The sequence below is a fragment of the Janthinobacterium sp. GW821-FHT03A03 genome (assembly GCF_059421435.1).
Genome location: NZ_JBWKUZ010000004.1, coordinates 211872 through 236570 on the forward strand (window position 1 = coordinate 211872; position 24699 = coordinate 236570).

The 24699-nt window shown below is 56.6% G+C and carries 23 protein-coding genes and 1 pseudogene; 13 read left to right on the plus strand and 11 right to left on the minus strand.

Annotated elements, in window-relative coordinates:
* Positions 1-8: 8 nt before the first annotated feature.
* From tssC to AC07VI_RS11805, 3 genes are all read right to left on the minus strand, one after another.
* The gene (gene tssC / locus AC07VI_RS11795) at positions 9-1493 is read right to left on the minus strand and encodes a type VI secretion system contractile sheath large subunit (RefSeq protein ID WP_086145196.1); all 1485 of its coding nucleotides are present in this window, start codon (positions 1491-1493) and stop codon (positions 9-11) included.
* Positions 1494-1497: 4 nt separating this feature from the next.
* Positions 1498-2007 (minus strand): type VI secretion system contractile sheath small subunit, encoded by a 510-nt coding sequence (gene tssB / locus AC07VI_RS11800; protein WP_086145197.1) that lies wholly within the window; start codon positions 2005-2007, stop codon positions 1498-1500.
* Positions 2008-2075: 68 nt separating this feature from the next.
* Complete coding sequence (locus tag AC07VI_RS11805; protein WP_086145258.1) at positions 2076-2654, minus strand: outer membrane protein assembly factor BamD; 579 nt, start codon at positions 2652-2654, stop codon at positions 2076-2078.
* 261 nt (positions 2655-2915) lie between these two features.
* On the opposite strand from AC07VI_RS11805, the gene AC07VI_RS11810 reads away from it, so the two are divergent.
* From AC07VI_RS11810 to AC07VI_RS11835, 6 genes are all read left to right on the plus strand, one after another.
* Complete coding sequence (locus AC07VI_RS11810) at positions 2916-3044, plus strand: hypothetical protein (RefSeq protein WP_301178803.1); 129 nt, start codon at positions 2916-2918, stop codon at positions 3042-3044.
* The gene (gene tssK / locus AC07VI_RS11815; RefSeq protein WP_086145198.1) at positions 3013-4359 is read left to right on the plus strand and encodes a type VI secretion system baseplate subunit TssK; all 1347 of its coding nucleotides are present in this window, start codon (positions 3013-3015) and stop codon (positions 4357-4359) included. The genes AC07VI_RS11810 and tssK overlap by 32 nt, the downstream gene beginning before the upstream one ends.
* Positions 4360-4368: 9 nt before the next feature.
* Positions 4369-5148, plus strand: coding sequence for a type IVB secretion system protein IcmH/DotU (gene icmH / locus AC07VI_RS11820; protein ID WP_099376116.1), 780 nt, complete (start codon positions 4369-4371; stop codon positions 5146-5148).
* Positions 5148-8951 (plus strand): type VI secretion system Vgr family protein, encoded by a 3804-nt coding sequence (locus tag AC07VI_RS11825; protein WP_492993771.1) that lies wholly within the window; start codon positions 5148-5150, stop codon positions 8949-8951. Before icmH ends, AC07VI_RS11825 begins: the two co-directional genes overlap by 1 nt.
* Positions 8952-9001: 50 nt before the next feature.
* Positions 9002-9439 (plus strand): hypothetical protein, encoded by a 438-nt coding sequence (locus AC07VI_RS11830; protein WP_086145201.1) that lies wholly within the window; start codon positions 9002-9004, stop codon positions 9437-9439.
* Positions 9440-10148: 709 nt separating this feature from the next.
* The gene (locus AC07VI_RS11835) at positions 10149-10586 is read left to right on the plus strand and encodes a helix-turn-helix domain-containing protein (RefSeq protein ID WP_492993769.1); all 438 of its coding nucleotides are present in this window, start codon (positions 10149-10151) and stop codon (positions 10584-10586) included.
* Between the two features lie 889 nt (positions 10587-11475).
* On the opposite strand, the gene AC07VI_RS11840 is transcribed toward AC07VI_RS11835, so the two are convergent.
* Positions 11476-11778, minus strand: coding sequence for a hypothetical protein (locus AC07VI_RS11840; protein WP_492993767.1), 303 nt, complete (start codon positions 11776-11778; stop codon positions 11476-11478).
* A gap of 16 nt (positions 11779-11794) precedes the next feature.
* Here AC07VI_RS11840 and AC07VI_RS11845 point away from each other — a divergent pair, with 16 nt between their 5' ends.
* From AC07VI_RS11845 to AC07VI_RS11855, 3 genes are all read left to right on the plus strand, one after another.
* Positions 11795-12583, plus strand: a complete 789-nt coding sequence (locus AC07VI_RS11845; protein ID WP_099420866.1) for a universal stress protein — start codon at positions 11795-11797, stop codon at positions 12581-12583.
* Positions 12584-12782: 199 nt separating this feature from the next.
* Positions 12783-13154 carry a hypothetical protein gene (locus tag AC07VI_RS11850; RefSeq protein WP_086145206.1) on the plus strand — a complete coding sequence of 124 codons (372 nt, stop codon included), beginning with the start codon at positions 12783-12785 and terminating at the stop codon, positions 13152-13154.
* A 663-nt stretch (positions 13155-13817) separates the two neighbouring features.
* Positions 13818-14654 carry a universal stress protein gene (locus AC07VI_RS11855; RefSeq protein ID WP_086145207.1) on the plus strand — a complete coding sequence of 279 codons (837 nt, stop codon included), beginning with the start codon at positions 13818-13820 and terminating at the stop codon, positions 14652-14654.
* A 156-nt stretch (positions 14655-14810) separates the two neighbouring features.
* Here the strand turns inward: AC07VI_RS11855 and AC07VI_RS11860 are convergent, their stop codons facing one another.
* The 4 genes and pseudogenes from AC07VI_RS11860 to AC07VI_RS11875 all read right to left on the minus strand — a co-directional run bounded on the left by AC07VI_RS11860 (position 14811) and on the right by AC07VI_RS11875 (position 17043).
* Positions 14811-15035: a nitroreductase family protein gene (locus AC07VI_RS11860; RefSeq protein WP_216356327.1), complete on the minus strand. Its 225-nt coding sequence runs from the start codon at positions 15033-15035 to the stop codon at positions 14811-14813.
* A gap of 81 nt (positions 15036-15116) precedes the next feature.
* Positions 15117-15353 (minus strand): hypothetical protein, encoded by a 237-nt coding sequence (locus AC07VI_RS11865; RefSeq protein ID WP_216356328.1) that lies wholly within the window; start codon positions 15351-15353, stop codon positions 15117-15119.
* A 100-nt stretch (positions 15354-15453) separates the two neighbouring features.
* Positions 15454-16503 carry a zinc-dependent alcohol dehydrogenase family protein gene (locus tag AC07VI_RS11870; protein WP_086145208.1) on the minus strand — a complete coding sequence of 350 codons (1050 nt, stop codon included), beginning with the start codon at positions 16501-16503 and terminating at the stop codon, positions 15454-15456.
* Between the two features lie 87 nt (positions 16504-16590).
* A pseudogene (locus AC07VI_RS11875) lies at positions 16591-17043 on the minus strand (Hsp20/alpha crystallin family protein).
* A 433-nt stretch (positions 17044-17476) separates the two neighbouring features.
* Here AC07VI_RS11875 and AC07VI_RS11880 point away from each other — a divergent pair.
* The 3 genes from AC07VI_RS11880 to AC07VI_RS11890 all read left to right on the plus strand — a co-directional run bounded on the left by AC07VI_RS11880 (position 17477) and on the right by AC07VI_RS11890 (position 19518).
* On the plus strand, positions 17477-17911 hold the full coding sequence (locus AC07VI_RS11880) for a lipid-binding SYLF domain-containing protein (RefSeq protein ID WP_157792405.1): 435 nt from the start codon (positions 17477-17479) through the stop codon (positions 17909-17911).
* A 104-nt stretch (positions 17912-18015) separates the two neighbouring features.
* Entirely contained in the window at positions 18016-18729 is a 714-nt protein-coding gene (locus AC07VI_RS11885; RefSeq protein ID WP_086145210.1) for a helix-turn-helix domain-containing protein, read from the plus strand.
* A 3-nt stretch (positions 18730-18732) separates the two neighbouring features.
* Entirely contained in the window at positions 18733-19518 is a 786-nt protein-coding gene (locus AC07VI_RS11890) for a Crp/Fnr family transcriptional regulator (protein WP_086145211.1), read from the plus strand.
* A 364-nt stretch (positions 19519-19882) separates the two neighbouring features.
* On the opposite strand, the gene AC07VI_RS11895 is transcribed toward AC07VI_RS11890, so the two are convergent.
* Positions 19883-20599, minus strand: a complete 717-nt coding sequence (locus AC07VI_RS11895; RefSeq protein ID WP_226935587.1) for a response regulator — start codon at positions 20597-20599, stop codon at positions 19883-19885.
* A gap of 359 nt (positions 20600-20958) precedes the next feature.
* Here AC07VI_RS11895 and AC07VI_RS11900 point away from each other — a divergent pair, with 359 nt between their 5' ends.
* Positions 20959-21684 (plus strand): helix-turn-helix domain-containing protein, encoded by a 726-nt coding sequence (locus AC07VI_RS11900; RefSeq protein ID WP_226935584.1) that lies wholly within the window; start codon positions 20959-20961, stop codon positions 21682-21684.
* A gap of 234 nt (positions 21685-21918) precedes the next feature.
* Here the strand turns inward: AC07VI_RS11900 and AC07VI_RS11905 are convergent, their stop codons facing one another.
* Entirely contained in the window at positions 21919-22578 is a 660-nt protein-coding gene (locus AC07VI_RS11905; RefSeq protein ID WP_086145213.1) for a response regulator, read from the minus strand.
* Entirely contained in the window at positions 22575-24065 is a 1491-nt protein-coding gene (locus AC07VI_RS11910; protein ID WP_172404717.1) for a PAS domain-containing sensor histidine kinase, read from the minus strand. Before AC07VI_RS11910 ends, AC07VI_RS11905 begins: the two co-directional genes overlap by 4 nt.
* Positions 24066-24699 lie beyond the last annotated feature (634 nt).

Below are 24699 nucleotides of genomic sequence, written 5' to 3' on the forward strand. Positions count from 1 at the left end.
TGAAAAAATCAGGATTTGGTCGATTGCGGCAGCTCCGCGACCAAACGGAGTGAAACGGACAGCTCATCGAGCTGGAAATGGGGACGCAAGAAGGAAACGGCGCGGTAGACGCCCGGACGCCCCGGCACTTCCGATACCTGCACCGATGCTTCGCGCAGGGGGAACTGGGCCTTCTGCTCCTGGCTGGCGTTATCGTCGAGCAGCACGTACTGCATCAGCCAGCGGTTGAGGAACTCTTCGACATTGGACGCGGCGGCAAAGCTGCCGATCTTGTCGCGCATCATCGCCTTCATGTAGTGGGCGATGCGCGAGACGGCAAAGATGTATTGCAGCTGCGACGAGAGCACCGCATTGGCATTGGCCGAATCGGTGTTGTATTTCTTGGCCTTCTGCGCCGATTGGGCGCCGAAGAACGCCGCGTAATCGGTGTTCTTGCAATGCACCAGGGAAATAAAACCCAGGTCGCTCAGTTCCTTTTCGCGCCGGTCGGTAATGGCGATCTCGGTCGGGCATTTCAGCGCCACCTCGCCTTCGTCCGTCTTGAAGGTATGGGTCGGCAAGTCTTCGACCAGGCCGCCGCCTTCCACGCCGCGGATCGCCGCGCACCAGCCGTAGTCGTCGAAGGCCGCCGTCAGCTTCGTGCCAAAGGCATAGGCGGCATTGCACCACAGGTATTTCTGGTGGTCGGTGCCGTCGACATCCTCGACGAAATTGAAACCGTCGACGGTGGCACCATCGGCCGGATTGAACGGCAGGCGCCCCAGGAAGCGCGGCAGCGTGAGGCCGACGTAGCGCGCATCTTCCGATTCGCGGAACGACTTCCACTTCGCGTATTCGACCGTGTCGAACACCTTGGCCAGGTCGCGTGGCTTGCCAAGGTCGGCATAGCTTTCGAGACCGAACAGCTCGGGCGATGCGGCCGAAATGAAAGGCGCGTGGGCGGCGGCGGCCACATGCGACATCTGTTCGAGGAAATACATGTCTTCGGGCTGGCGCGTGAATTCGAAATCGCCCAGCAGCGCGCCGAATGGCGCGCCGCCGAAAGTGCCGAATTCCTCTTCATACACTTTCTTGAACATGGTCGACTGATCGAATTCCAGCGCGCTCTGGAAATCGCGCACCAGCTCGCGCTTGGTGGCGTTGAGCATCTTGATCTTCAGGTTGGTGCCGGTGGGCGTGTTATCCACCAAGTGATGCAAGCCGGTCCAGCTGCTTTCCAGCTTCTGGAATTCGGGCGCATGCATGATGGCGCTGAGCTGCCGCGAAATGAGCCTGTCCAGTTCAGCAACGCGTGCATCGATGGTGGCCGCCAGGTTATCCGACACCACGACGGTGCCTTCCATCACCTGGCTGACCAGTTCTGAAATCAGATCCTTGGCGCGAGCATGCTCGACGCTGGATTTGGCAACCTTGCTTTGTTCGACGATCTGGTCGAGCAAGCCGATATCGGTGGTCGCGGCGGCACCGGAGGTGGGGGTCAGTTGAGCGGACATGGGATCAGTCTTTCTTGGCGGTGGATTGCTGTTCCAGCTGGGCCAGCTTTTCGGTGCTGTTGAGCACGTCGTTGAGGATATCTTCCAGTTTGTCGTTGCCGGCCAGCTTGTTGCGCAAGTCGGCCAGCTTGGTGCGCGCTTCGAGCAGCCGTCGCAGCGGCGCCACCTGCTCCACCACCGCCTCGGGACGGAAGTCGTTGAGCGACTTGAAGCGCAGGTCCACCCGCAGCAGGCCGCCTTCATCGCTGAGCTCGTTGGACACGCCAAACGCGGCGCGCGGCTCAACCCCCTTGAGCACCTCGTCGAAATTGTCGCGGTCGATGCCGATGAACTTGCGGTCCTTCAGGCGTTTTTGCTCGACTTCGGAATTGCCGCCGAAGTCGCCCACGACGCCCATCACAAAGGGCAGTTCCTTGTTTTCAATCGCATCGCCGATTTCCACGTCATACGTCATCTGCACGCGTGGCGGCCGGACCTTTTGCAGGCGTTTTTGAACACTTTCTTTTTTTGACATGACATCATTCCTTTACGAATAATCGACGGCATCGGCGATGCCCTGGTAACTGCTTTGCTGCCCCGGTTTTACTTCAATCCATCGAAGGGATTGGCACTGCTTTCGGCAGCCTTGGCCGCCCCTCTGCGCGGCGGACGCGGTGGTTTGTCGCGCGCCTGCGCCGCGGCCGGCGCCGGTACCAGCACGGTTTCGCCCAGGCTTTCGCGCAGCAGCTTGGCCAGATCCTGCGACTCGGTGCGCAGCGGGCCGGACAGATTGTTCTGGCGGCTCAAGTCAGCCAATGCACGCGTCGACAGGCGCAGCCCGCTGATCGCAATGACGCTGTTGGCCAGCTTGTCGGCAGGGTCGCGCACCAGCACCTCCTGGGCATTGATGATGGCGTCGCCGTACTGGCCCGCCTCATAGCGGGTCTGTGCCATGCGGGCCCATGGATTTTTGTCGGCTGGGAATGCGTCAGCGGCTTGTTTCCACAAACCCAGGGCCGCTTCGTTGTTGCCCGAACCGGCAGCCTGGGTCGCCTTTGCCATCAGTTCGTCGAGCGAGGGCGGCGGCGGCGCCGTCTTGACGGCAGGGGTGGTGCTGCAGGCACTGAGCGTCAATGCGCAGGCAACCGCAGCAAGAAAATGGCATGTGAATGGGCGAGACATGATCTGGTTTCCCTCAAAAAAAGATGACGCGGTCATTAGAAAAAAAGTTGCAATTTATAGTTGCTAAATTCTTATTTTTGCGAGACTAACACGGATTTAATATTGACTCCGTTCAATAGAAAATACGCGAAATCTCACATTCCGATCGGCCGCAAAGGCCGGCGCCATGCGGAAAACGTACCGTACGCACCTTTCTTCCAGATAATGTTAATGTTGTTGCAGTTGTGAAAAAAGCACATAGTTTCTTGTTGCAAATATTGAATGATCGACCGTGCCGGCAAGCCGGCGATCGCGCGTCAGGAGAGCCCGGAGCGGCAGCGTTCTCCGCGCTTTTATTCCTCAGGCAAAAGGGCAATCGATGAGCATTACAAGCAAATTGTTATGGGGTGAAGGCCTGTTTCTGCGCCCCCAGCACTTCCAGCAGCAAGACCAGTACCATGAGCATCGCCTGCACGAAAGTATCAAGGCGCTGCATCCCTACGCCTGGGGTGTCAACCACATGCAGATCGACCGCGATGCGCTGAGCAATCACACCCTGCGGCTGCTGGAACTGTCGCTGGTATTCCAGGACGGCGAAATCTACAACGCGCCGGGCGCCGATGAATTGCCCGAAGCCCTGGACTTGAGCGCGCTGCAGCAATCTCAGCAAGCAGTCACGTTTTATGCCGCCCTGCCCGCCTTCAAGCATTTCGGCGGCAACTTTGCCGCGCTTGGCCAGCCCAACAGCGCGGCGCGCTACGGCCAGGCCAACCTGGAAACGCCCGACCTGTACACCCATGCAGCGCAGGCCGAACTGGCCTACCTGCAAAAATCACTGCGCCTGGTGGCCGAATCGGAACCGCGCGATTCGTATGTCAGCTTCCCCCTGCTGCGCCTGCGGCGCCTGTCGACCGGCGGCTTCGAGCCCGACCCGTCGTTCGTGCCGCCGAGCCTGTCGATCCGCAGCGCGCCGCTGCTGTTCCTGCAACTGCGCCGCCTGATCGATGCGCTGCAGGCAAAGGTGAACGCCCTGTACGGCCACCACCGCGAACCGAGCAAGAATGTGATCGAATTTCGTTCCGGCGACATGTCCTCGTTCTGGCTGCTGCACACGGCCAGTTCCGCGTTCGCCTCGCTCAGCCATTATTTCCATCATCCGGCGCTGCATCCGGAGCGTTTGTACGAAGCGCTGCTGGCGCTGGCCGGCGCGCTGATGACGTTCTCGAAAACCCATGCGCTGGCCGACCTGCCGGCCTACCAGCACGCCGATCCCGGGCCGTCATTCGCGCGCCTGCACGCGATCATCCGCGAACTGCTCGATACGGTGATCTCGTCAAAATATTTCGCCATTGCGTTGACCGAAGTCAAGCCGTCTTACCATCACGGCAAGCTCGACTCGGGCAAGATCGACGACAAGACCGCGTTTTACCTGGGCGTCTCGGCCGACATGCCGGGCGTGGAACTGGTGGACGTGGTGCCGCTGCGCTTCAAGATCGGCGCGCCGGACGACGTGGAAAAATTCGTGCTGTCGGCCCTGCCCGGCGTGCGCCTGCAGCACACGCCGCAGGTGCCGGCCGCCGTGCCGGTGCGGCCCGATACGTATTACTTCACCATCGAGGCGAAGGGCCAGATGTACGAGCGCATGCTGCAGGCCCAGTCGATCTCGGTCTACGTTCCGTCCGGCATGCGGGACCTGAAACTTGAACTTGTCGCCATCACTTCCTGAAGATAAACGATGAATGCAAACGCCCCCTCCCTGATGTCCGGCGGCTCCGCCGCGTATGCATCGAGCGTACCGGCCGGCCCAGGCACTGAACATACGCTGAGCGATCTGATGTACGACGGTTTCTATGCCCTGTTCATGCTGAAAAACGGCAGCGGCCCGCAAGATAATGCTGACTTCATCAGAAAAATGACGCAGTTTCTCGACGAGTTCGGCCACGCGGCGAAAAAGCATGGCGCCTCGGCCGATGATATCGATGCCGCCAAATACGCATTCTGCGCGGCTGTCGACGAAATCATCCTGCGCTCGCCGTATGCCATCCGCGACGACTGGGCGCGCCGGCCGCTGCAACTGGTGCTGTTCGGCGACCAGCTGGCCGGCGAGAACTTCTTCATCCGCCTTGAAGCACTGCGTGCGCGCGGCAGCGCCCACCTGCAGGCGCTGGAAGTGTTCCACATGTGCCTGCTGCTCGGTTTCCAGGGCCGCTATATCCTGGAAGGCTCTGAAAAACTGGCCTACCTGACGGCCCGCCTGGGCGACGAGATCGCCCAGATGAAGGGCAAGAAAGCCGGCTTTGCACCACATGCGGAGCGCCCCGACCAGATCGCGCACAAGTTGCGTAACGACGTGCCGCTATGGGTGCTGTGCTCGGTGTTCGCGCTGATCAGCGCACTGGGCTACCTGGGCCTGCGCACCATGCTGGCCAAAAACACGGAGCGCCAGATGAACGCCTACAGCGATATCGTCAAGCTGGCGCCACGCACGGCCAACCTGACCATCACGTTGCCGTAATGAGCGGCCTGGCAACGACAGACACTGCCCTGGACGTGTTCGGCACCGGCCTGTCCCAGCATGCGCGGCTGATCACGCTGAGCACGGCGCAGGAATCGAACCTGTCCGAATCGCTGATGGCCGAACGGCTGACGGGCCGCGAGGCGGTCAATGAACTGTTCCGCTTCGAGCTCGATGCCCTGAGCACGGCGGCAAGCCTGGACCTGGCCAGCTTTCTCGGCGAAGAAATCACGGTCAAGCTGCTGCAGCCCGACGGTAGCTGGCGCGCCTGGCACGGACTGTGCACCGATTGCGCCTTTGCCGGCGCCGACGGCGGCGTGGCGCGCTACCGGCTGCGCCTCGAACCCGCCCTGGCCTTGCTGGCCTTGCGCCGCGACAGCTATATCTTCCAGGACAAGAACGCGCGCGACCTCATCACGGAACTGCTTGGCGACTATCCGCAGGTCCGCTTCGAATTCGATGTCAGCCAGGAACTGGCACCGCGCCCGGTCTGGACGCAATACCGCGAGAGCGACCTGGCCTTCCTGACCCGCGTGCTTGCTTTCGAAGGCCTGAGCTGGCGCTTCGAGCACGAGCAGGATGGCGCGGCACAAGAAGGCACGCAACAGAACGCACGACAGGCAAAGCACAAGCTGGTCATTTTCGACAGCAAGGCCGTCGCGCCAGCGACGCCGGGCGTTGCCGGCCTGCGCTTTCACGGCGTGCGCGCCAGCGATACCGATGACGCCATCAACAGCTTCGGCGCGCGGCGCCAGGTGCGGCCCAATGCGGTCGGCATCAGCAGCTGGGACCCGCAGCAGCTGGCGGCGCCGGCCGCCGAACACAGCTCCAGCCTGGCGGCCGGCGAATTGCCGCCCCTGCCGCTGTACGACGGCGCCGGCGAACGGCGCCATGCCGACAGCACGGCGGCCGGTCCGCGCGGCCTGCGCATGCTGCAGGCGCTGGAGCTGGAGAACAAGCAATTCACGGGCGGTGGCGCGGTGCGGCGCATAGCTGCCGGCTACGCCTTCGACCTGCTGCAGCACGAGCATTATCCCGATGGCGCCAACCAGTTCACCGTGCTGTGGGTCGAGCACCAGGCACGCAACAATCTGGGGCCGGCCGGCGGCGCGCTGACGACGGTGCTGTCGAAACTGTCGAAAATAGCCAGTCTGGGCGACGTCGCCAGCCTGCTCGATGGCCAGCTTGAGGCCGGCACCTACCGCAACACCTTCGGCTGCGTGCGCACCAGCGTGGCCATCGTGCCGCGCGCCACCGCTGCGTGCCAGGCCAGCAGCGCGCTGGGGCCGCAAACGGCACTGGTGGTCGGACTGCCCGACAGCGTGGCCACCACCGGACGCGACCATCAGGTACGCATCCAGTTCGCCTGGCAACGCGGCAGCGCCGCCAATCCGGGCGGCATGACGCACAACACGGATCAACAGGGCAACGCTCCCGGCAACGAAGCGTCAGGCGCCTGGGTACGCGTGGCCGAAGCGCTGGCCGGTCCGAACTGGGGTTCGCAATTTACGCCGCGCATCGGCACCGAAGTGCTGGTCGATTTCATCGAAGGCGACATGGACCGCCCGCTGGTGGTGGCCCAGCTCTATACGGGCAACGACGCGCCGCCCTATGCGGCCGGCGTCGATTCGGACGTCAACCACGCCGGCGTCATTTCCGGCATCCACAGCCATAATTTCGATGGCGGCGGCTATAACCAGTGGGTAATCGACGACACGCCGGGCCAGTTGCGCACCCGCCTGGCGACGAGCAGCGCGGCCACGCAGCTGAACCTCGGCTACCTGGTACAGCAAGGCGTGGGCACGGCCCAGCGCGGCAGTTACCGCGGCAGCGGCTTCGAACTGCGCACCGACGCCTGGACCGTGCTGCGCGGCGGCGAAGGCGTACTCATCTCTACCAGCGCCCGCGCACGGACGGGCGCGGGCGTGACCTCTACCCAGCTCGACACTGCGGAAGCGCTGGGCCAGCTGAAAGGCGCGGCCGAACTGAACAAGTCGTTGGCCGAGGCCGCGCAACAACAAACCGCCCTGTTCAGCCAGGAAGCGAAACAGGCCCAGCTGGACCTGATCAAACAGATCGACCCGCAGCAGGACGGCAAATACCAGGCTAGCCTGGGCGGGCAGGAAGCGCTGAAGACCAGCGCAGGCGAGCGCAAACTGGCCACCGACCAGCCGGTGGAAAAATTCGGCCAGCCGCTGGTACTGATGGAGGCACCCGCCAGCATCAACTGGGCCACCCCCGGCTCGACCGTCATGTTTGCGGCCCAGCAGCTGCAATGGACCACGCAATCGGACCTGCACATGACGGCTGGCCACACTTATTCGTGCGTGTCGGCCAGTGCGCATGGGTTGTTTGCCCACACCGGCGGCATCCAGGCGATCGCCGCCAACGGCCCGGTATCGCTGCAGGCACATACGGGGCAACTGGAGATTCTGGCCGACAAGGCCATTACCGTGATCTCGGTCAACGACAGCATCGACATCAAGGCCAACCAGAAGATCACCCTGCAGGCCGGGCAGTCGTCGATCACCTTAGAGGGCGGCAATATCACGTTCACCTGCCCCGGCAACTTCACCGTCAAGGGTGGCCAGCACCTATTTAACGGCGGCGCCAGCGCGGCCGGCATGCTGCCGGCGCTGCCCGATACGCGCATCAAGCTGTTCGATGAAGGCTTCGTGCTGCGCGACCGCGACACGGGTGAACCGATGCCGCGCCAGCCCTACCGCATCAAGCGCGAAGATGGCAGCTATGAGAGCGGCATGACGGACGAAAAGGGCTTGACGCATGTGATTGCAGCAGCCGCCGCCGAGGCGCTGGTGATCGAGCTGCTGAAAACCGTGGGCGGCCAGGGTGCGGCCCCGGCACCCGCCCCCTCTTCAACTCCGGCGCCGGTCCCAGGTTCACCAGGGCAGCCGGCAGCCAGAGCCAGGACCGACACCCCGCCGGAACCGAAATACAAGCCGGCAGGCGACTCCAGCACCACGCCGGTGGATAACAAGCGCCGCAAGGAAGTGCTGGTCAAGCTGCCGGCCTGCTGGATCGAGGACTACGAAAAGGAAATCGCCGGTCCCTCTTATGGCCGCTATGCGCAGCCGTTCCAGCACGACGGCACGCCGCACAAATACAAGGACAAGATCTGGTTCAAGCTGTACGTGCCGGCAAAAACGGACCGTCCCGTGGTGGTGGAAGTACGTTTCAAGGCCATCACGGTACTGGACGCGGCAGGACAGGCGCTGGAAGAGAGCGACAAGGGCACGGAATCGGCGGCGCTGCGCGTCAAGCAGCGCGCCAACGTGGTGGCGCTGGCGCAGAAAAACGCGACGGCCGGCATCGAGGGCAACTGGAACAACAAGTTCCGGCTTGAAATCAATGATCCGCAATGCGGAAAAAAAGTGTTGCCCGTGGTTTTCCGCGTCCTCTGGGTCGATGATCAGCAGCACTACACGCTGCAGATCCACAAGCGCTATGACCGCGAAAACGTGACCGGCGACGTCATGAACGTGTCGCTGGCAACGGCACTGACCACGTATGCGCATGAATTCGGGCATTGCGTCGGCATGCCCGACGAATACTCGTACACGGAGTTCGAAGAAACTGTACGCTATTTCAAACCGGACGGCACGCTCGACGAGCCCATCGTTTGCCACGTCAACGGCACCTCGCCGGAAGACCTGACGCAATCGATCATGTCGTATGCGGAAGGCGCGCGGATATTGAAACGCCACGGCTGGAATATCGCGATTGAAGCACAGGAATTACTGAGCAAAAAAATCGGCAGGAAAATACGATGCGATATTGTCTGACACTGCTTATCTATGCCATGCTGATGGCACTACCATCGAAAGCCAATAACATGACGAGCACTCACGCTCCCCTCTCCATTTCCCTGCAATGCCTGGGCAACGCTGGCTGCGTCTATCAGCGCAAGCCGATCGACATGCTGGTCACCATCCGCAACGATGGCAGCCGCGATATCGGTTTTCCGCTCGACTACCTGCGCAAGTCGGGCCCGATCGTCAAATTCATCGATACCGATACGGGCGCCGTCACCTACGCCCGCCGTGGCCTGGCCAATCCGGCGCTGAAAACGCAATTCACCACAATTGCGCCAGGCGCCTCGGTTTCCATGGAAATCGATGTGCATCCCACCGACATTGAGACGTTTCGCATCGACAAAGTCGATATCAGCGTGGAAGTGATATTGAAGGGCAACATACGCATCGATGGCGAAGCAGAGCTGCAGGACTACCAGGGCGGCGCAAAGATCCGCGTCTTTGAAAAAGAGGAATAAGAATATGCTGGCGTGGATGATGCTGTACAGCCTTGGCGTCTACCAGCAGGTGCCGTCGCCACTGAAAGGATATCGCTGTCCGGCCACGTGCTGACAGGCCACGACAATCGTCCGGCCCCGCATGTCAGAATTGGCTTTCTCTCGGCTCACTCATGGGGCGTACAGAAATGTCTCATGTGAGCAACTACGCCAAGAATAGAAAAGAGCGAAATTGGGGAGATCCCCACTGTCGACCTCACAAAAAATCCAGCTGCAAAATCGGACGCCATCAGGTCGCAGGCGTTCTCGACCACCTTCCTTCGCGCGTTGAGATGAGCAAATCTGGCGCAGCGCATGCGCCAACCGCATGGCATTTCTGGGCGCTGAAGCCTTCGTATCGGCACATCAGCAAGGACAGCGATCCCAGGGATGATCCAAGAGCTTCAAAGATATGCCCAGGCCGCAACGCAGAGCCAGGACACCGTCATCTGCGCAAGACCAGGCCGCGACATCGCTTGGCAACGACCTTTGATCCAGATTAACCGCAAGAAATGCGAAACAAGGCGTGCCGTGATGTGGCGCACAGACGGTAAAATCCATGCTGGTGGCCAGGTGATCGATGACAAAGCCCTGCCGTAGCTTTTCATCATTACGGCGGCGGGCGCGCGACAGCCGGTCATTCACGAACGCTGTATATTGAAAGTAAAAGTGAAAGTGAAAGGCAAAATATATGTCTGGCGATACCCAAGTCTCAGAGCGGATCAAAAGCTGCCGCGAAAATCTGCGTATCTCACAAGTGCTGCTTGCCGATCTGGCAGGCATCAATCCCACGCAACTGTATCGCTACGAAGCAGGAAAAGCGAAACTGCGTATGGAAGCGGCAGAGAAAATTGCCGCGGCCCTTGGCGTCAGCACCGCCTGGCTTGTGCACGGGACGTTGCCCATCGCCAGAGGGACGCAAATCGACCCTCCAGTGCCTGCCGGAGGGGGGCTGATCCTGAAATTCCTGGAACTTCCCCCTGCGCTTGCCGTGGTGGTAAAGCGCTTGGCCATGCAAAATGGCAGCACCGTAGAAATGGAAGTGCTGGACCTTGTGCATCAGGGCCTCGAAGCGATGCACAAAAAAGCACGGGATTGCGCCAGGTCTGCAGGCAAGAGCGAAAAATAACCAGCTCCCTTCCTTAGTGGAAAGACTTTCGTGATAGGTGGGTTGCTACAGTTCGCGGGAAAAAATACCCGCAGCGCGATCAATGCGCTGGCCCGTGTAGTCAAAAAAACGACCTGATGGCGGCCCGGAACCATTGACCTGAAATCGCGGTGGAGCGTCGATGCTGGCACTCCTTAACCGGGATCCACGAACCCACATCAAAAAAGTGGCCGTTGCTCTTTCTTGAACCATCAATATCCATATACTTATCTTTTTAAAATCAATGAGTTAAATCCACCGCACCACTCCTATCCGATGCGCAATGAGGAAGCCAAGCCTCTGATTTTTCAGTATTTACAAAGTAATTCAATTGCACATACCCTCAAAAATACCTTCCCCAGAAAAATCCGTTATTGCCGGTTTGTCGCAGCCGGGATAGGAGACACCAGTCCGCTTGCTCGCACTTGTTATCCGATTCTTCTGGGCGACAACGCATTCATTTCAGCACAGCAGCAATCGAAGTGTTCCGACGAATTTAAGAATACGCCAATTCTCAGTGCCACGCTGTCACCCTGTAAATAACGCAATATCAGGCCCGCTATAGCGACACAGACGATGGAACGCTCCTATCTCTCAACCGTTTTCACCATAGCCCATATCGGCGCCGCTTTTCAAGTCTCAAGCAGGGCAGTCAATCGGACCGTATTGGCATTTGATAAAGCGCAACTGACTGCCGATCGACACGACTAAGGCTACCCGCAAGCGACAGTCATTAAGTATGTGTGCATGACGATCTGATCCTGTATTCATGTATTGGTCTGGGCAGTCAAAAGGCGCACAGTATCCGCCAGCATGACAAGGTCTCTCTGGCCATCCCCCCTATCAGGACTGGGAACATATACGGGGGCTGTCAATGGCAGGCAATGCCGCCCTTGTCCATGATGCCGACAAGACGGAACATGTAGCCGACCTGTTGCTGTTTCATTTCCCACAACTGCGACAGCTCATCAATGCAAATACTGCGCCACCGTGGCCCGGCTTGGTATTTGCGCGCATCACTCCCAGCGTGATCTCCATACTGAACTATGAACTGGGTTTCGGTCACACCGATTTGTTTGAAGTCACTTGACCCACAATACCAACCATTATGAGGAACTACATGATGTAAATCATAAATTTTTCTCGCGGGATTTGTTAGGCTGCCATCATTCATCCAACAGGTGCCCGTCATGAACTATAAAACGATCGTTGTCCATGTTGATGCAACGCCTCAGGCTCACGAACGTGTCGTATTGGCAGGAATAATTGCTCGTAGTCAGCAGGCCCACCTGATCGGTACTGCGACGGCACCACTATCGAACCTGTATGAGGCCAGGCGCAGCATCGTGGATGCTCTCGGGCGCTTTGACAGCCAGTCCCGCTCTATCGATGTATCCTGCGAGCGTCGCTTGAGCGACCATGATCCCCAAACGAACCTGATACTGCAGGCACGCCAGGCCGACTTGCTCGTGCTGAGCCAAAGCATCCCACATGGCGACGACGGTGGCCAGCCCCGGCATCTGCCCGAATATGTGGCACTTCATGCAGGCCGACCGATCCTGGTCGTGCCACATACGGGCACCTACCAGCATCTGGATCAGCACGCGCTGATCGCCTGGGACGGCAGCCAGGCAGCCACCCGCGCCGTCACCGACGCGCTGCCGCTGCTGCGCCACAGTCTGCGCATTACTCTCGTCATGTTCCCTCCAACTCCACAATCCAGCATTCATGCGGGAAAACCTGGTGCCGACATCGCCATGTTCCTTGCGCGCCATGGCGTTCAGGTCCAAGTCATGGAACACACGGTCATACTCGGTATGTCAGTGGGTGAATCCCTGCTGTCACTGGCGGAAGAACTGAATGCCGACCTCCTGGTGATGGGCGCTTATGGCCATCCTCGTTGGAATGAAATAGTGCTGGGCGGAGCCACGCGCACACTGCTACGCTCAATGACGCTGCCAGTGCTGATGTCTCACTAGGGTTGCTGGTAATGGACACGGATCGCGTTATCCAGCAATGCAACATGAGCGGACACCCTCAATAGAAATTACCCAGCCGGTTGATGAATGTCAATTGCGCTTTCTCTGTTTTGAACTTAAACCGCTAGACTGAATTAGTTGCCACCTCACTACTTTGAAGCCGTTTTTCATGTCACGATAGACCAATCTGGAGAAAACTATGCCTGATGCAAATGCCAATACGCCCGAACAGCTCCATCTGAACGGGAAGCTTTCCCTGATCAATCGCTATAACGCAATAGCGCAGCACACACTCGACTGCAGTTCCGAGATATCCCGCCTGAATATACGCTACGCTCGGGAATTGTCGGAAGCCAACATAGATACCCTACTGCTGTGCATGCAGAACTGCAGCCTGGCTCGCCGTTACGAACTGGGATTTGCTTATCTGAAACCACAGGTTTCGGCCAACAATGTTTACCGGTCAAACTTGTTCAAGATCATGCTTGACATGCAAAACTCCATACTGGAAGGTGCCAATGCAACGGTATCCGACTACGCTATAGAATTACGAAAATTTGCCGTATCCTAGCCATGCAGCGAGTCCAACACGCATGATCTTCCGGCTCCTCCAGCAGCGAGGCTCCCGGCGGTTATCGACAATATGAAAGCCTGCTCGCACTTGCCCCCCGATACTGTCCGTCGCGTCGAAACTGGACAGCGCGCACACGGCCGAGTTTCCCCTTGCGCCCACGCGGAGTACACGGACGTGACAGTAAATGAAGCGCTACGGCATACTCTGATCTGCGAAGAATTGCTGGAGCGTGAACCGATCGAAACGGTATGGGCATACTGTATGGCTCAGCACATAGTGCCTCCATGTAGTGCGAAAGGAAACCTCACCAGGTCCAAGCAATACAGAGGGGAAATCGCCGAAAAACTGTGCGACTACGGTTGGTGGATAAAACGCCTGAAACTTCGCAACGCGAGGATGGCGCTACCGCGGCGCTAACTGCCTGCGCCACAGCACGCGCGGCCCATCCGAGACGCATCACTGACCTTGAGCGCGCTTGGCGCGGCACTCCAATGGCCTACCCACGCACACAATTTGTGCACAACGACGGACGCGACTATTCTGCCAGAAAGCATTAAATATCTATATCGCATGACGAGGATCAATTGATGTCCTGACAACGCAACGCGAATCAAGTAACTTGATCCTAGCGTTAGATTGCAATCTGCCCAGGAGCCGACCATGTACAAAACCATCCTCATGTATGCCGACCAGTTTTCCGGCTTTGGACGACGCCTGGAAGTTGCGGCCGCATTGGCGCAGAAGTACGGGGCCCACCTGATCGGTACGACAGCAAGCGGGGGCGAACAACTCGACTATATTGTCTTTGGCGTGGCGGCGCTCACTCCCCTGTTGCAATTCGACTATGAACCAATGCGTGAAGCGGCCCTGGAACAACTTCAACAATTCGATAGTCATTGCCGCCGCCTGGGTGTGGCCTCGTACGAAACGCGTTTTCAAGACAGCCACGCTGCCGATGCATTGATACTGCAGTCGCTCTACTGCGACCTGATCATCACCGGCCAAAGCGACCTGAGCGACCCTGGCCTCATCTGGTCCACACGATTGCCCGGGTATCTCGCAATGCACAGCCCCCGGCCCCTGCTGGTTATCCCGGATGGCGTCGGGCCGGTAGCAGTACCAGGGCGATCCATCGTTATTGGCTGGAACGCAAGTCCCGAAGCAAGCCGCGCTGTGGCTGGGGCCATGCCGCTGTTACTGCGCGCTCAACGGGTGCAGATTATGGTACTCAATCCACATGTGGGGAAGCAGCACGGCGACGAGCCTGGAGCGGACCTGGCGCGCTATCTGGTACGCCACGGGATCCCGGTTGAAGTGAACTGCCACGACAACGTCACTGAGTCTGCCACCACTCTGTGCAGTCGCGCGCAGAACAGTGGGGCCGACCTGATTGTCGCGGGTGCCTATGGCCGTAGCCGCTTCCATGAATGGATACTGGGTGGCACTACGCACAGCCTGCTAAGCCAGAGCAGAGTACCGCTGCTGTTGTCACACTAAGCACTTACTCGGGAACTGCGTGCATCCTTGCATTTTCTCACAGAGAGAGAGACAGGCGGCGACAGCGCCTGCGAAACCAGAGGATAGCCAACAGATTGCGCCAGCATCACATGCTGTCCCGCCGTCAATGCCATGGCCTCAGCAAGCTCCTCTTGATCAAACCATCCACGCGCAACGGCAGCCAATCGTTCTGCGGCGCAAAAACAGGTAAACATTCTGGCTGATTTGGCCGACATCAAGTGCGGCAACGCGCAACTGCTTGGCCTGCTCCTCGGTGGGCATGCGCGACAAATTGGCGACATAAAGCAGATTGAGCGGAGCCCTGGCCACGAAATCCTGCTTGCCGGTCAACGGCCGCATGTCGACGGAACTTTGCTGCATCAGTGCCGGCGCCTGCGCCTGCGCATCATAGCGGTATAGACCACTTGCCATCGCAATATAAATATCAATTTCCTGCGCATTTCAGACAGAAGGTGCAGTTCTATGGCCTGAAGTCTCACGATTGCGGCCATTTGCGGGCCACAGCAAACGCGAGAGCCTGTACCACGAGAGCTCACGTTCGCTAAATTCGCGCTGCGCACCGCGCAGCTTCAGTATTTCAATCAGCGCCATGCCCGATACATTGATGTCGGCATCGAGTTCAAACGAGGCCGGCCCCATCAATGGCAAAAGCTCACTCTCCTGCACAGTTCTACTCACCACGCCTCCATTTCACGCTACTCGGCCGTCCCGCCGATTGCCGCAGACGCCAGGGCAGCCAGGGCGCGATGGTGTGTCAAACATGGTGGTGATTATCCGCTCAACATACATGATTGGCCGCAATAATGACTTTCAATACCCGTGCGCTAATTGCATCAGCAAACAATGCATAGGCTTCGACGATGTCCTTCAGCATAAAGCGGTGTGTAATCAGACCAGATACATCGAGTCGTCCGGACTGCACCGCCTTCAGCAACTGTGGGATGGTGGTGGTGTCCACCAGACGAGTAGTGATCGTGATATTTTTCGACCAAAGCTGTTCCAGATGCAAATCTGCCGGACGATAATGCACCCCCACATTGGCGACCGTACCGCCAGGCGCAACGATATATGTACACAATTCGAACGTGGCGGGAGTCCCGACCGCCTCTATCGCCGTGTCAACGCCGCGTCCACCTGTCAGCCCCAATACTGCAATGGCGGCTGCGCGCTCAACTGCCCGCACCGTGTGACTTGCAGCAAACCGGCGACTCACTTCGAGACGATGTGGATCAACATCGACCATGATAATGCTGGATGGAGCGAAAAACTGGGCGGTCATCAATGCGGCCAGGCCGACAGGGCCGGCCCCCACGATCGCAACGCTGCTGCCAGGCTGGATTTTGCCATTGAGCACACCACATTCAAAACCTGTTGGCAAAATTTCGCTAAGCATGACCAACGAATCTTCATCGACATCGGGTGGAATCCTGTACAGACTCGTGTCCGCAAAAGGAATCCGCACATACTCGGCCTGAGTGCCATCAATTTTATGCCCCAGTATCCAGCCCCCATCGACACAGTGCGAACTCATGCCACGCTGACAGTACTCGCAACGGCCACAGGAACTGATACAGGAAATCAGCACGCCATCACCGGGGTGAAAACCCGTGACAGCACTGCCCACCGAATCAATCACGCCTATGCCCTCATGGCCCAAGGTTGTGCCCGGAAGGCAAGTGGGCACTTTCCCTTTCAGGATATCCAAATCAGTTCCGCAGATCGTGGTCTTGCTTATCCGGACGATAGCATCAGTCGGAAACAGTATCACTGGAACTGGCTTGTTCCACAGTACCGGATTGCCTGGAACTTCATACACCAGCGCGCGCATACCTTACTCCCCATTTTGCACTGCAGACAATAGTCCATCAAGGCTAGTGCACATGCATAACTGCGCGCATGACTGCTACATTTCTCATCAAGAAGCAATGATCAAGTTCTTCGCCGCACTACTTTTTCGTTTCGGCAGTGTCAACTCAAGCACACCGTCACGGTACTTGGCAACTGATTTGGCGTCATCGATATCCTGTCCCGGCGAAAAACTGCGCAAATATTGCCAGATGTAACGTTCACGACGGAGCATCGTCTCGCCCTTCGTCTCCGAGCGCTCCTACTTCGTCTCAACAGCGATCGAAACGCGATTTCCATCGATATCCACGGATATTTCTTCCAGCTTAAAACCTGGCAGTTCGGCCTTGACGCAATACGCTTGATCACTTTCAGTAACGTCGAGCCGAATCTGGGATGGCCGCACAAAATCCTTGAGAGCATGTTTGAAACCCATGTCCCGGAAGAAGTCATCTATGTTGCGCAGAGAATCGATGCTGGCCAGGTCGCAGAACGGATCGAAAAGGGTCAGATGGTTTGCCATGGTTCCTTCTTTTTAGTCAGGCCATTGACTGCCCATCAACGCGAACGCGACATTCTCGTCCTTCATGTTTCAATATAAATCGCCAGTTACTGTTTGTCTGTTTGATAAATGATCTTCGTCAAAAATGTCAGCAATCGATCGCAGAGAAACGATTTAGTCTTGCAACATGCACAGAATACCCATCCAAATTCCTTGGACAATCACAGGCATTGCTTTACCTAAGCAAGCATATTCCCCTGGTACCTTGATGTAAATCATGGCAAGCGACCTGTGCCCGGCTGTAGTGTGCAAGGAAGTTATCTACGCGTGCGCAGGAGAACGGCCATGATTAGCAACATTAAACCTGTCGGGATACTACTTTGCGGCGCCTTGCTCGCCAGTTCGCCAGTTCGCCGGCATCGTTCAATCCCAGCAGGTGGATACCGGTGTCCTGTTGCGCAAACGCGATAACGGAAAATGGAGCTCCCCCGCATTTTTTACTCTGGGAGAGCTCAGTGTCGGACTGCAAGTAGGTACAGTAGTGGGACCATTCGCTTTCGTCCTGCTCAATGACAAGGCCATTCAGCGGTTCACGCAGCGAATTAATTTCTCCGTGGGTGCCGATCCGGGACTAGCTGTCGCCAATTGGACAAGGGTTGCCCGCGGGTCAATTGGCAATGGAAACGTGATTGCCTGGTCAAGCGCAAGAGCGATCTTTACCGATGTGGCAGCCGTGAGCGTGGATGATATCCGCTACGATGAAAAAATGACTGATGCTGACTATCACAGGAAGTTGTCGGCCAACGACGTGCTCAGCGACCATGTGAGCGACAATCAGGTGCAAGGTCTGCAACAGGCGCTTGGCCCAGTCAGTGCGCCGAACAAGTAGGGCAACAATAGCCGCCTGCCCGCCGCCGCGGATGCACGAGCTGTTTCCGCCAAGCGCCACATTAACACGGGGTCAGTATAGTTGACTCGCCTGCCCAGGAGAATATGATGCACAACGACATAGCCCCCGCCGTCCATTCGGCTCGCGCCTTCGGCGTGCGCCAGTTTGACAGCGGGCGAATCGACGGTCGCTGCAGCCGGGTACGACGCAAGGCGTTCCTGTATCGCGCTGGCGATCCCGTTGCTGAATGCGTATTTGCCATACGCTACGGAAGTTTCAAGCACTACCGCGCTGATGGAACTGGCGCACAAAAAATCACCTGCTTTCCTGTATGCGGCGACTTCCTGGCACTCGATAGTATTGGGCAGACAAAACATCTTGGTACGGCCGTCGCGATGGAGGACAGTGAAGTGTGCGAGATTGGCTACGCCACCTTGCGCCAGCAGCCGCTCTTGTTCCATAGTCTCATCCGTCAAAATATTCTGGATATCCGCAATACCTCTCTACAACTATATCGCAGTCCTGCGGAACAGCGCCTCGCCACCTTCTTGCTCCGTCTTTCCCGGCAGTATGGTCAACAGGGCGACGCGCCGACACGCTATCGCTTGCCGATGTCACGCCCCGACATCGCCAACTATCTGCACCTTGCCCCGGAAAGTGTCAGCAGACTACTGCACCATTTCAAACTGGCCGGCCTCATTTTGCTTGAAAACCGAGACATCGTTATCACGGATCTGTCAGCACTTGAACAGATGGCGCTTGCGAATGGCAACCGCGCCACCTTCAGTACGGAGCTTAGCCACGCTATGGGGAGTTGACTCATGTCCACGGCAGCCAATCTCACTGATCACGGGACGAAGTCCTTCTCATGCCGCGATTGCCACGCCCGCGAACGATGTTTGCCTGCAGGCATGAACGATACGGACTGCGCCAAGGTCGAAGGATTCATACTGCGGCAGCATCACCTACGACGAGGGGCAACCCTGCAAAGCATACATGAACCGGCACTGGGGCGCCTGTATGCCATTCGCCATGGCCAGTTTAAATCCTATCAATTCGACCATCGAGGAGAGCAGTGCATTACCAGACTGTCAGGTAAGGGAGACTTGTTGGGACTCGACAGCATTAGCCTTACGCACTATACGGATACCACGACAGCTGTCTGCGACAGCATAGTATGCGAGTTTTCTTATGTACAGCTGGTAGAAACGGGCCAGCACTTTCCTGGACTCTTCTTGCGCCTGGAACAGATGCTGAGCAAGGAACTGGCTCGACTGTATGACCTTACTCTCCTGCTCAGATATCACCATGCAGAACAAAAGTTCGCTCAGTTCCTGTTGCAGCTGGTTTGGAAAGAGACACAACAAAATGGCAAGGGGCCATACCTGGACCTTGTGTTATCGCGTAAAGAAGTTGCAGACTATCTAAGTGTGACCCATGCAACCATCGCCAGACTGCTGAGCCGCCTGCAGCGGCTTGGCATCCTGTCAGTGAGACATCGTCATCTCCAGTTGCTCGACAGGCCAGCCTTGCAGCAGATCGCTACGGGGCAATATGCCCCATCTCCGGCGACGCATGAAAGCACACTGGAACATGCAACACTCTGAGTGCCAGAAAAATAACGATGGCACTATGGATGAGCGTTGACAGTGTGATGGAGAAATATTGCGGTTGTTAACGTACGTTGGATTGATCCAGATCATGGTTACTTCGGTGCCGGACCTGGTTTTCCGCGCTGCGTATTCAAACCAGGTCCGGGGCTACGGAGCGACGCTCCCATCAAGAGTGTCTTCCGCAGTGACTCACAGCCACGCCCAAGGAGACGTTACCTCTTCAGCTCGCCATGAGTGCTGGCGAGAAAGTAATACGCCACACGTCGGCTGGCGATCATTGAGCAGGCAATGAGCGCCGGCATTTCCATCGAAAAAATGGTAGCCTGATATCACGGCACTCCTTCGACACCATTCCCGCTTACAGCATGCCATGCTCCAGCGCATAGCGCGTCAATTCAGCGTTGCAAGACAACTCCATCTTGATCAGAATGCGCGCGCGGTAACTCGTCACAGTATTGGGGCTCAGCTGCAGCATTGCCCCGATGCGTATCAGCGATTCGCCTGCGGCAATCAGCAGGAAGACCTCCATTTCACGCTCCGATAACACCTCATGCGCCCCGCTCGCTCCCTTCTTGCTGATCAGCGTGGTCAACCGCTCCGTCAACGCTGCGCTGATATACCGGCCACCGGATGCCGCCTTGCGCACTGCCTCGATCAAGATGCTCGTTGACACATCCTTGGTCAGGTAACCTGCCGCTCCCAGGCGCAGTGCACGCAAGGCGTAGACCTCCTCTGAATATGTGCTCAGCATCAGTACGGCCATACCGGGCTTCATGACACGTAACGATTTCAAGAGCTCCAGACCGTTCTTGCCAGGCATGACGATATCCACCAGGGCAACGTCAAATTCCTCGCTGGCGACACGCTCGACCGCTTCCTGAAAATTCCTTGCCTCGCCGCCGATGCGGATGTCTGCTGCCATACTCAGCATTAAGCCGACGCCATTGCGCACTACGGCCTGATCGTCAACCAACAGCACACGAATGCCTTCCGCTTCCATAGCTCGCATCCATTCCCTGAAAAACAGCATTTTATTTTCCGCTGAACTGGCAACCACGTCAACGGATGCTTCCATGCCATCGGAAGGCCATGCATGCAAGGATAATCAAGTTAATCCAGCACAACATCGGAGCGATGAACAATCATGAAATCTGGTGCCCCCCTGTTTGCGGTCCGTAGGTGATCCCCCACATCAACGCACCAGATAAATCACTACGCAAAGCTAGGTCTTTATCTTATATCGGGCGAACCCATCCGCGCACATACTATGTCAAGAGGGAATCAGAAGAAAAATCAACTCCTTGACACCACTTACCAGGACTGGGGAAGTAAATGAACGCATGCCATACTTTGCTCTCGTTACGAGCAACCACCCATTCTCCAGCCAGTACGTGCGCTAAATGCAGCTCCCGGATTCGCTGTCTACCGTCCGGCTTGGATGAGCGCGCTATAACGCAACTCGACAAGATCATCGGCAAACGTCGCTGGATCGAACGGAACCATCTGCTCTTCCGTGTCGGCGAAACATTTCAAAACTTGTATATTATTCATTGTGGCCAGTTCAAGACATTTCAGGATAATATGCGTGGAAAACAGTATGTCACCGGCTTCCATATGGCTGGTGAGTTACTTGGGATGAGCGCGATCAGCAGCGGTTTCCAGGATAACAATGCCATGGCGCTTGAAGACAGCGAAGTATGTGAAGTTCCTTTCCTGCACCTGCAAGAACTATGTGCTGAGGTCCCGATATTGCAGCAGCACTTCCACAGGATGCTGAGCGACGAAATTAATCGCGAGCAACGCATTATGCGCTTCCTGGGTAGCAGGGCCGAACAGCGTTTCGCCATTTTCCTGCTTGACCTGTCAGCGCGCTATGCCGCGAGAGGATACTCAAGTAGCCACTTTCAAGTACTCATGTCACGCGAAGACATAGGCAACCATATGGGGCTGACCATGGAAAGCATCAGCCGCCTGATGTCGAAGTTCAGGAAAAATGGCTGGATTGACACAGATGGCAAGAATCTGCGTATATGCGATTACGGCGCCATCGAAACCATCGCCAACGACGACGACATCGAAGCGCAAGATATCGCCACAACATTGTCGCGCAAAGCCAAGGCAAGACAGCCCCTCAGCTCAAAAGCAACCGCCAATCATTGAACCCGCATACCGTCCTGCCTTCAAGCGCGGTGCGCCGATACGCATACCGCCAACAGCTTGCATTTCAAGTCACTGTATCGCCTTCGCGCTGGCCTAACATCTGAATCTGCCCCAGGATGAGCATGCAAATGACGCATTGCCAAGCGCTTCATACAGTTATGCTCAACCGTAGTCGCATTTGGGCGGCATGACAGATGGCGCCATTCCAGGTGAAGGATGGCATCCATTACCCATCTAGCTATCGCCGAGAATTGACGGGCCTATGCCATTTTCTATGGCAAAGCGGGTAAGTTGCACATTATTCTTGGCACCGGTTTTTTCCAGCAATCGGGTTCGATAGGTAGCAATAGTATTGGGACTCAAATGCAACATCTGCGCGATGCTGCCGAGATCTTCACCTGCGGCCAGCAAACGCAATACCTCCAGCTCCCGGTCCGACAACTTCTCATAGCAGCTCAGCGCGCTGCCGCTAATTATATTTGCAATCTTCTCCGTCACAGCCGGGGTAATGTATTTCCCCCCGGCCGCGGCCTTGTATACTGCCCCGACCAGGACTGCGGCACTGCTGTTCTTGGTCAAGTAACCGGCTGCACCATACTGCAATGCCCGCACTGCATACACTGTCTCGGCATACATGGACAACATCAGCACAGCAAGACGTGGCCACTCGCGCCGCAGGCGTTTGAGCAACTGCAAACCATTTTGATCCGACAAGCCGATATCGATGATCGCGACGTCGAACGGTTGCGACTGCAGCAAATCGAGCGCAGCATGCGCAGTCTCGGCCTCCCCCGCGACATCTATACCGTCATCCATGCCAAGCATCAAACGAATGCCTTTACGAGCGACAATATGGTCATCCACAAGCAAGACGCGAATTTTCTGGGATGTCATATGCCCACCTGCAATGGCAAGCGCAACCTAACGAGTGTTCCATGTTCGAGAGGAATGAAACGGATATCGCCGCCAAAATAGCGTGCTCGTTCGGCCATGCCTGTTAGCCCCCATGAGCTGGATGTTGATAGGATATCCATGTCAATCCCCTTGCCATCATCCTCTACTTCCAGAGTGATCGATCCCTGTTCATGGTGGATACGAATATTGACCTGCGTCGCGTTTGCGTGACGTAAGACGTTGGTCAACGCCTCCTGCAAGATACGAAACAATGCCGTGCTGCGCTCAGGATCGATGTCCTCCAACAAAGCCGTTTCCGCATCAATACAAACCTGGCATACCAGCCCTGCTCTCGAGGCTACCTCTGCCGCATGCCACTCGAGTGCTGCCCATATACCGAGTTGATCAAGAACACTGGGCCGTAATTCGGTGATCACCTTGCGCACGGTGTCGGCTGCGGTATCGAGCAAGGTACAGGCATCCGTCAGCCTGGACTGCAGTGCCGCCCCATTCTGTTGATCCTGAAAAAGGGCAACCGATATCTGCGCCTTGACACCGCTCAAGACACTGCCTAATTCATCATGCATTTCCCGCGCGATTCGAATCCGCTCTTGCTCCTTGGTATGTTCTTGATGCGCAACGAGCTTGCGCAGTTTCTCATGCGATAGTTCCAGCGCACGCAATGCCAGCTTGCGGCTGCTGATATCCTCCACCATACCGACATACTGCTGGGCACGTCCAGATGCGTCACGCAGCAGAGTAGCGCTCAGTACAGTCCACACTGCATGGCCATCCCTGTGCAAGTAACGTTTCTCGATACGATAATGAGACAACTCACCGCGGTACAGGCTTTGCGCATGCTCTATGCTGGCAGTCAGATCGTCAGGATGCGTCAGACCAACGTATCCCATTGTTAAAAGCTGCGGCTCGGTGTAGCCCAGCATCTCGCACAGCGCCTGGTTAACCTTGATCCAGGTGCCATGCATATCTGCCATAATCATGCCGACAGAAGAGTTTTCAAACGCCCCGCGAAAACGTTCCTCGCTGGTGCGCAACTTCGTGGCAGCCACGGTACGTTCATTGATATCGTTCAAAACCAACAAGACGACGCCGGGCGCAAAGTGCTTTTGCGTAACCTTGGCCTCCAGCATTGCCCAGAACGGGTCCGCGCCTTCCCTTCTCATTCGTAGCACAGAGGAAAAGGACGTATCACCGTCGAACAGGCGCCGCCGCAAGAAATAAAAGATATCCTGGTCATCCTCGAGGATGAACCGCGTGAACGGCTGCCCCAGCAGTGTCTGCGGAGAGACCGCTAACAAACTTGAGGCTGTCAGGTTCGAATGGATGATCACACCAGTGGCATCCATACTGATGTAACCAACCGGAGCCTGCTCATACAAATGGCAATACAGCTCGCTGGTACTCCTCAGCTTTTCCTGGGTGCGGCATAGATCTTCGTTCTGCATTTCCAGTTCGATCTTTTGCACGCTCAACTCATGATGCACTTTTTGCAACTTCGTGGATAGCAACGCCTGATCCGCCGAACCAAGTGCTCCCTGCCTCTGTTTAAGTTGCCGCTCAGCCTGTTGACGTAGTATTTTCCAATACTGGTCTATCTGAAAGGGTGTCGCCAAGTATCTATTTCGCCATTTATTCATATATTTGACAAGTCTCCCCTATGATGTTTCGCTACATGCCGGTGCCATCTTGGATGACCGGCAATCAGGACGCGAAGTTGAGGATTATCAAATTTTAATTAACCAAACAATAACATGAAGATAGATCAGGTGATATATTTTAGACTGAAAAAAAAATACAACAGTTAAGCGATCATATTCCCATCTGCCTTAAATTTTTCCCTTGGCTAACAAATATTTACCCCCTTCAATACTTTCCAAATTCCCACATAAAAGTGACGACACACAATAATTGATGCTTTAATCAGATTAACCTATACTTAAAATATCACAATAAATTTCCATCGGGAACAAAATTATTTAACAATTGATAAAATTAACATAAAAATAATTTCCAAGAGAATGAAATCTATTTCAAAATATTTCACAATTACTTTTACAGATCAGATTGAAGTTCTGCGATAGCGCTGATATCCATATGTCA

Coding starts and splice junctions, on each gene's coding strand:
- tssC (WP_086145196.1), bottom strand. CDS start 1,493: ATGTCCGCTCAACTGACCCCCACCTCCGGTGCCGCCGCGACCACCGAT.
- tssB (WP_086145197.1), bottom strand. CDS start 2,007: ATGTCAAAAAAAGAAAGTGTTCAAAAACGCCTGCAAAAGGTCCGGCCG.
- AC07VI_RS11805 (WP_086145258.1), bottom strand. CDS start 2,654: ATGTCTCGCCCATTCACATGCCATTTTCTTGCTGCGGTTGCCTGCGCA.
- AC07VI_RS11810 (WP_301178803.1), top strand. CDS start 2,916: ATGATCGACCGTGCCGGCAAGCCGGCGATCGCGCGTCAGGAGAGCCCG.
- tssK (WP_086145198.1), top strand. CDS start 3,013: ATGAGCATTACAAGCAAATTGTTATGGGGTGAAGGCCTGTTTCTGCGC.
- icmH (WP_099376116.1), top strand. CDS start 4,369: ATGAATGCAAACGCCCCCTCCCTGATGTCCGGCGGCTCCGCCGCGTAT.
- AC07VI_RS11825 (WP_492993771.1), top strand. CDS start 5,148: ATGAGCGGCCTGGCAACGACAGACACTGCCCTGGACGTGTTCGGCACC.
- AC07VI_RS11830 (WP_086145201.1), top strand. CDS start 9,002: ATGACGAGCACTCACGCTCCCCTCTCCATTTCCCTGCAATGCCTGGGC.
- AC07VI_RS11835 (WP_492993769.1), top strand. CDS start 10,149: ATGTCTGGCGATACCCAAGTCTCAGAGCGGATCAAAAGCTGCCGCGAA.
- AC07VI_RS11840 (WP_492993767.1), bottom strand. CDS start 11,778: ATGAATGATGGCAGCCTAACAAATCCCGCGAGAAAAATTTATGATTTA.
- AC07VI_RS11845 (WP_099420866.1), top strand. CDS start 11,795: ATGAACTATAAAACGATCGTTGTCCATGTTGATGCAACGCCTCAGGCT.
- AC07VI_RS11850 (WP_086145206.1), top strand. CDS start 12,783: ATGCCTGATGCAAATGCCAATACGCCCGAACAGCTCCATCTGAACGGG.
- AC07VI_RS11855 (WP_086145207.1), top strand. CDS start 13,818: ATGTACAAAACCATCCTCATGTATGCCGACCAGTTTTCCGGCTTTGGA.
- AC07VI_RS11860 (WP_216356327.1), bottom strand. CDS start 15,035: ATGCAGCAAAGTTCCGTCGACATGCGGCCGTTGACCGGCAAGCAGGAT.
- AC07VI_RS11870 (WP_086145208.1), bottom strand. CDS start 16,503: ATGCGCGCGCTGGTGTATGAAGTTCCAGGCAATCCGGTACTGTGGAAC.
- AC07VI_RS11885 (WP_086145210.1), top strand. CDS start 18,016: ATGATGCACAACGACATAGCCCCCGCCGTCCATTCGGCTCGCGCCTTC.
- AC07VI_RS11890 (WP_086145211.1), top strand. CDS start 18,733: ATGTCCACGGCAGCCAATCTCACTGATCACGGGACGAAGTCCTTCTCA.
- AC07VI_RS11895 (WP_226935587.1), bottom strand. CDS start 20,599: ATGGAAGCATCCGTTGACGTGGTTGCCAGTTCAGCGGAAAATAAAATG.
- AC07VI_RS11905 (WP_086145213.1), bottom strand. CDS start 22,578: ATGACATCCCAGAAAATTCGCGTCTTGCTTGTGGATGACCATATTGTC.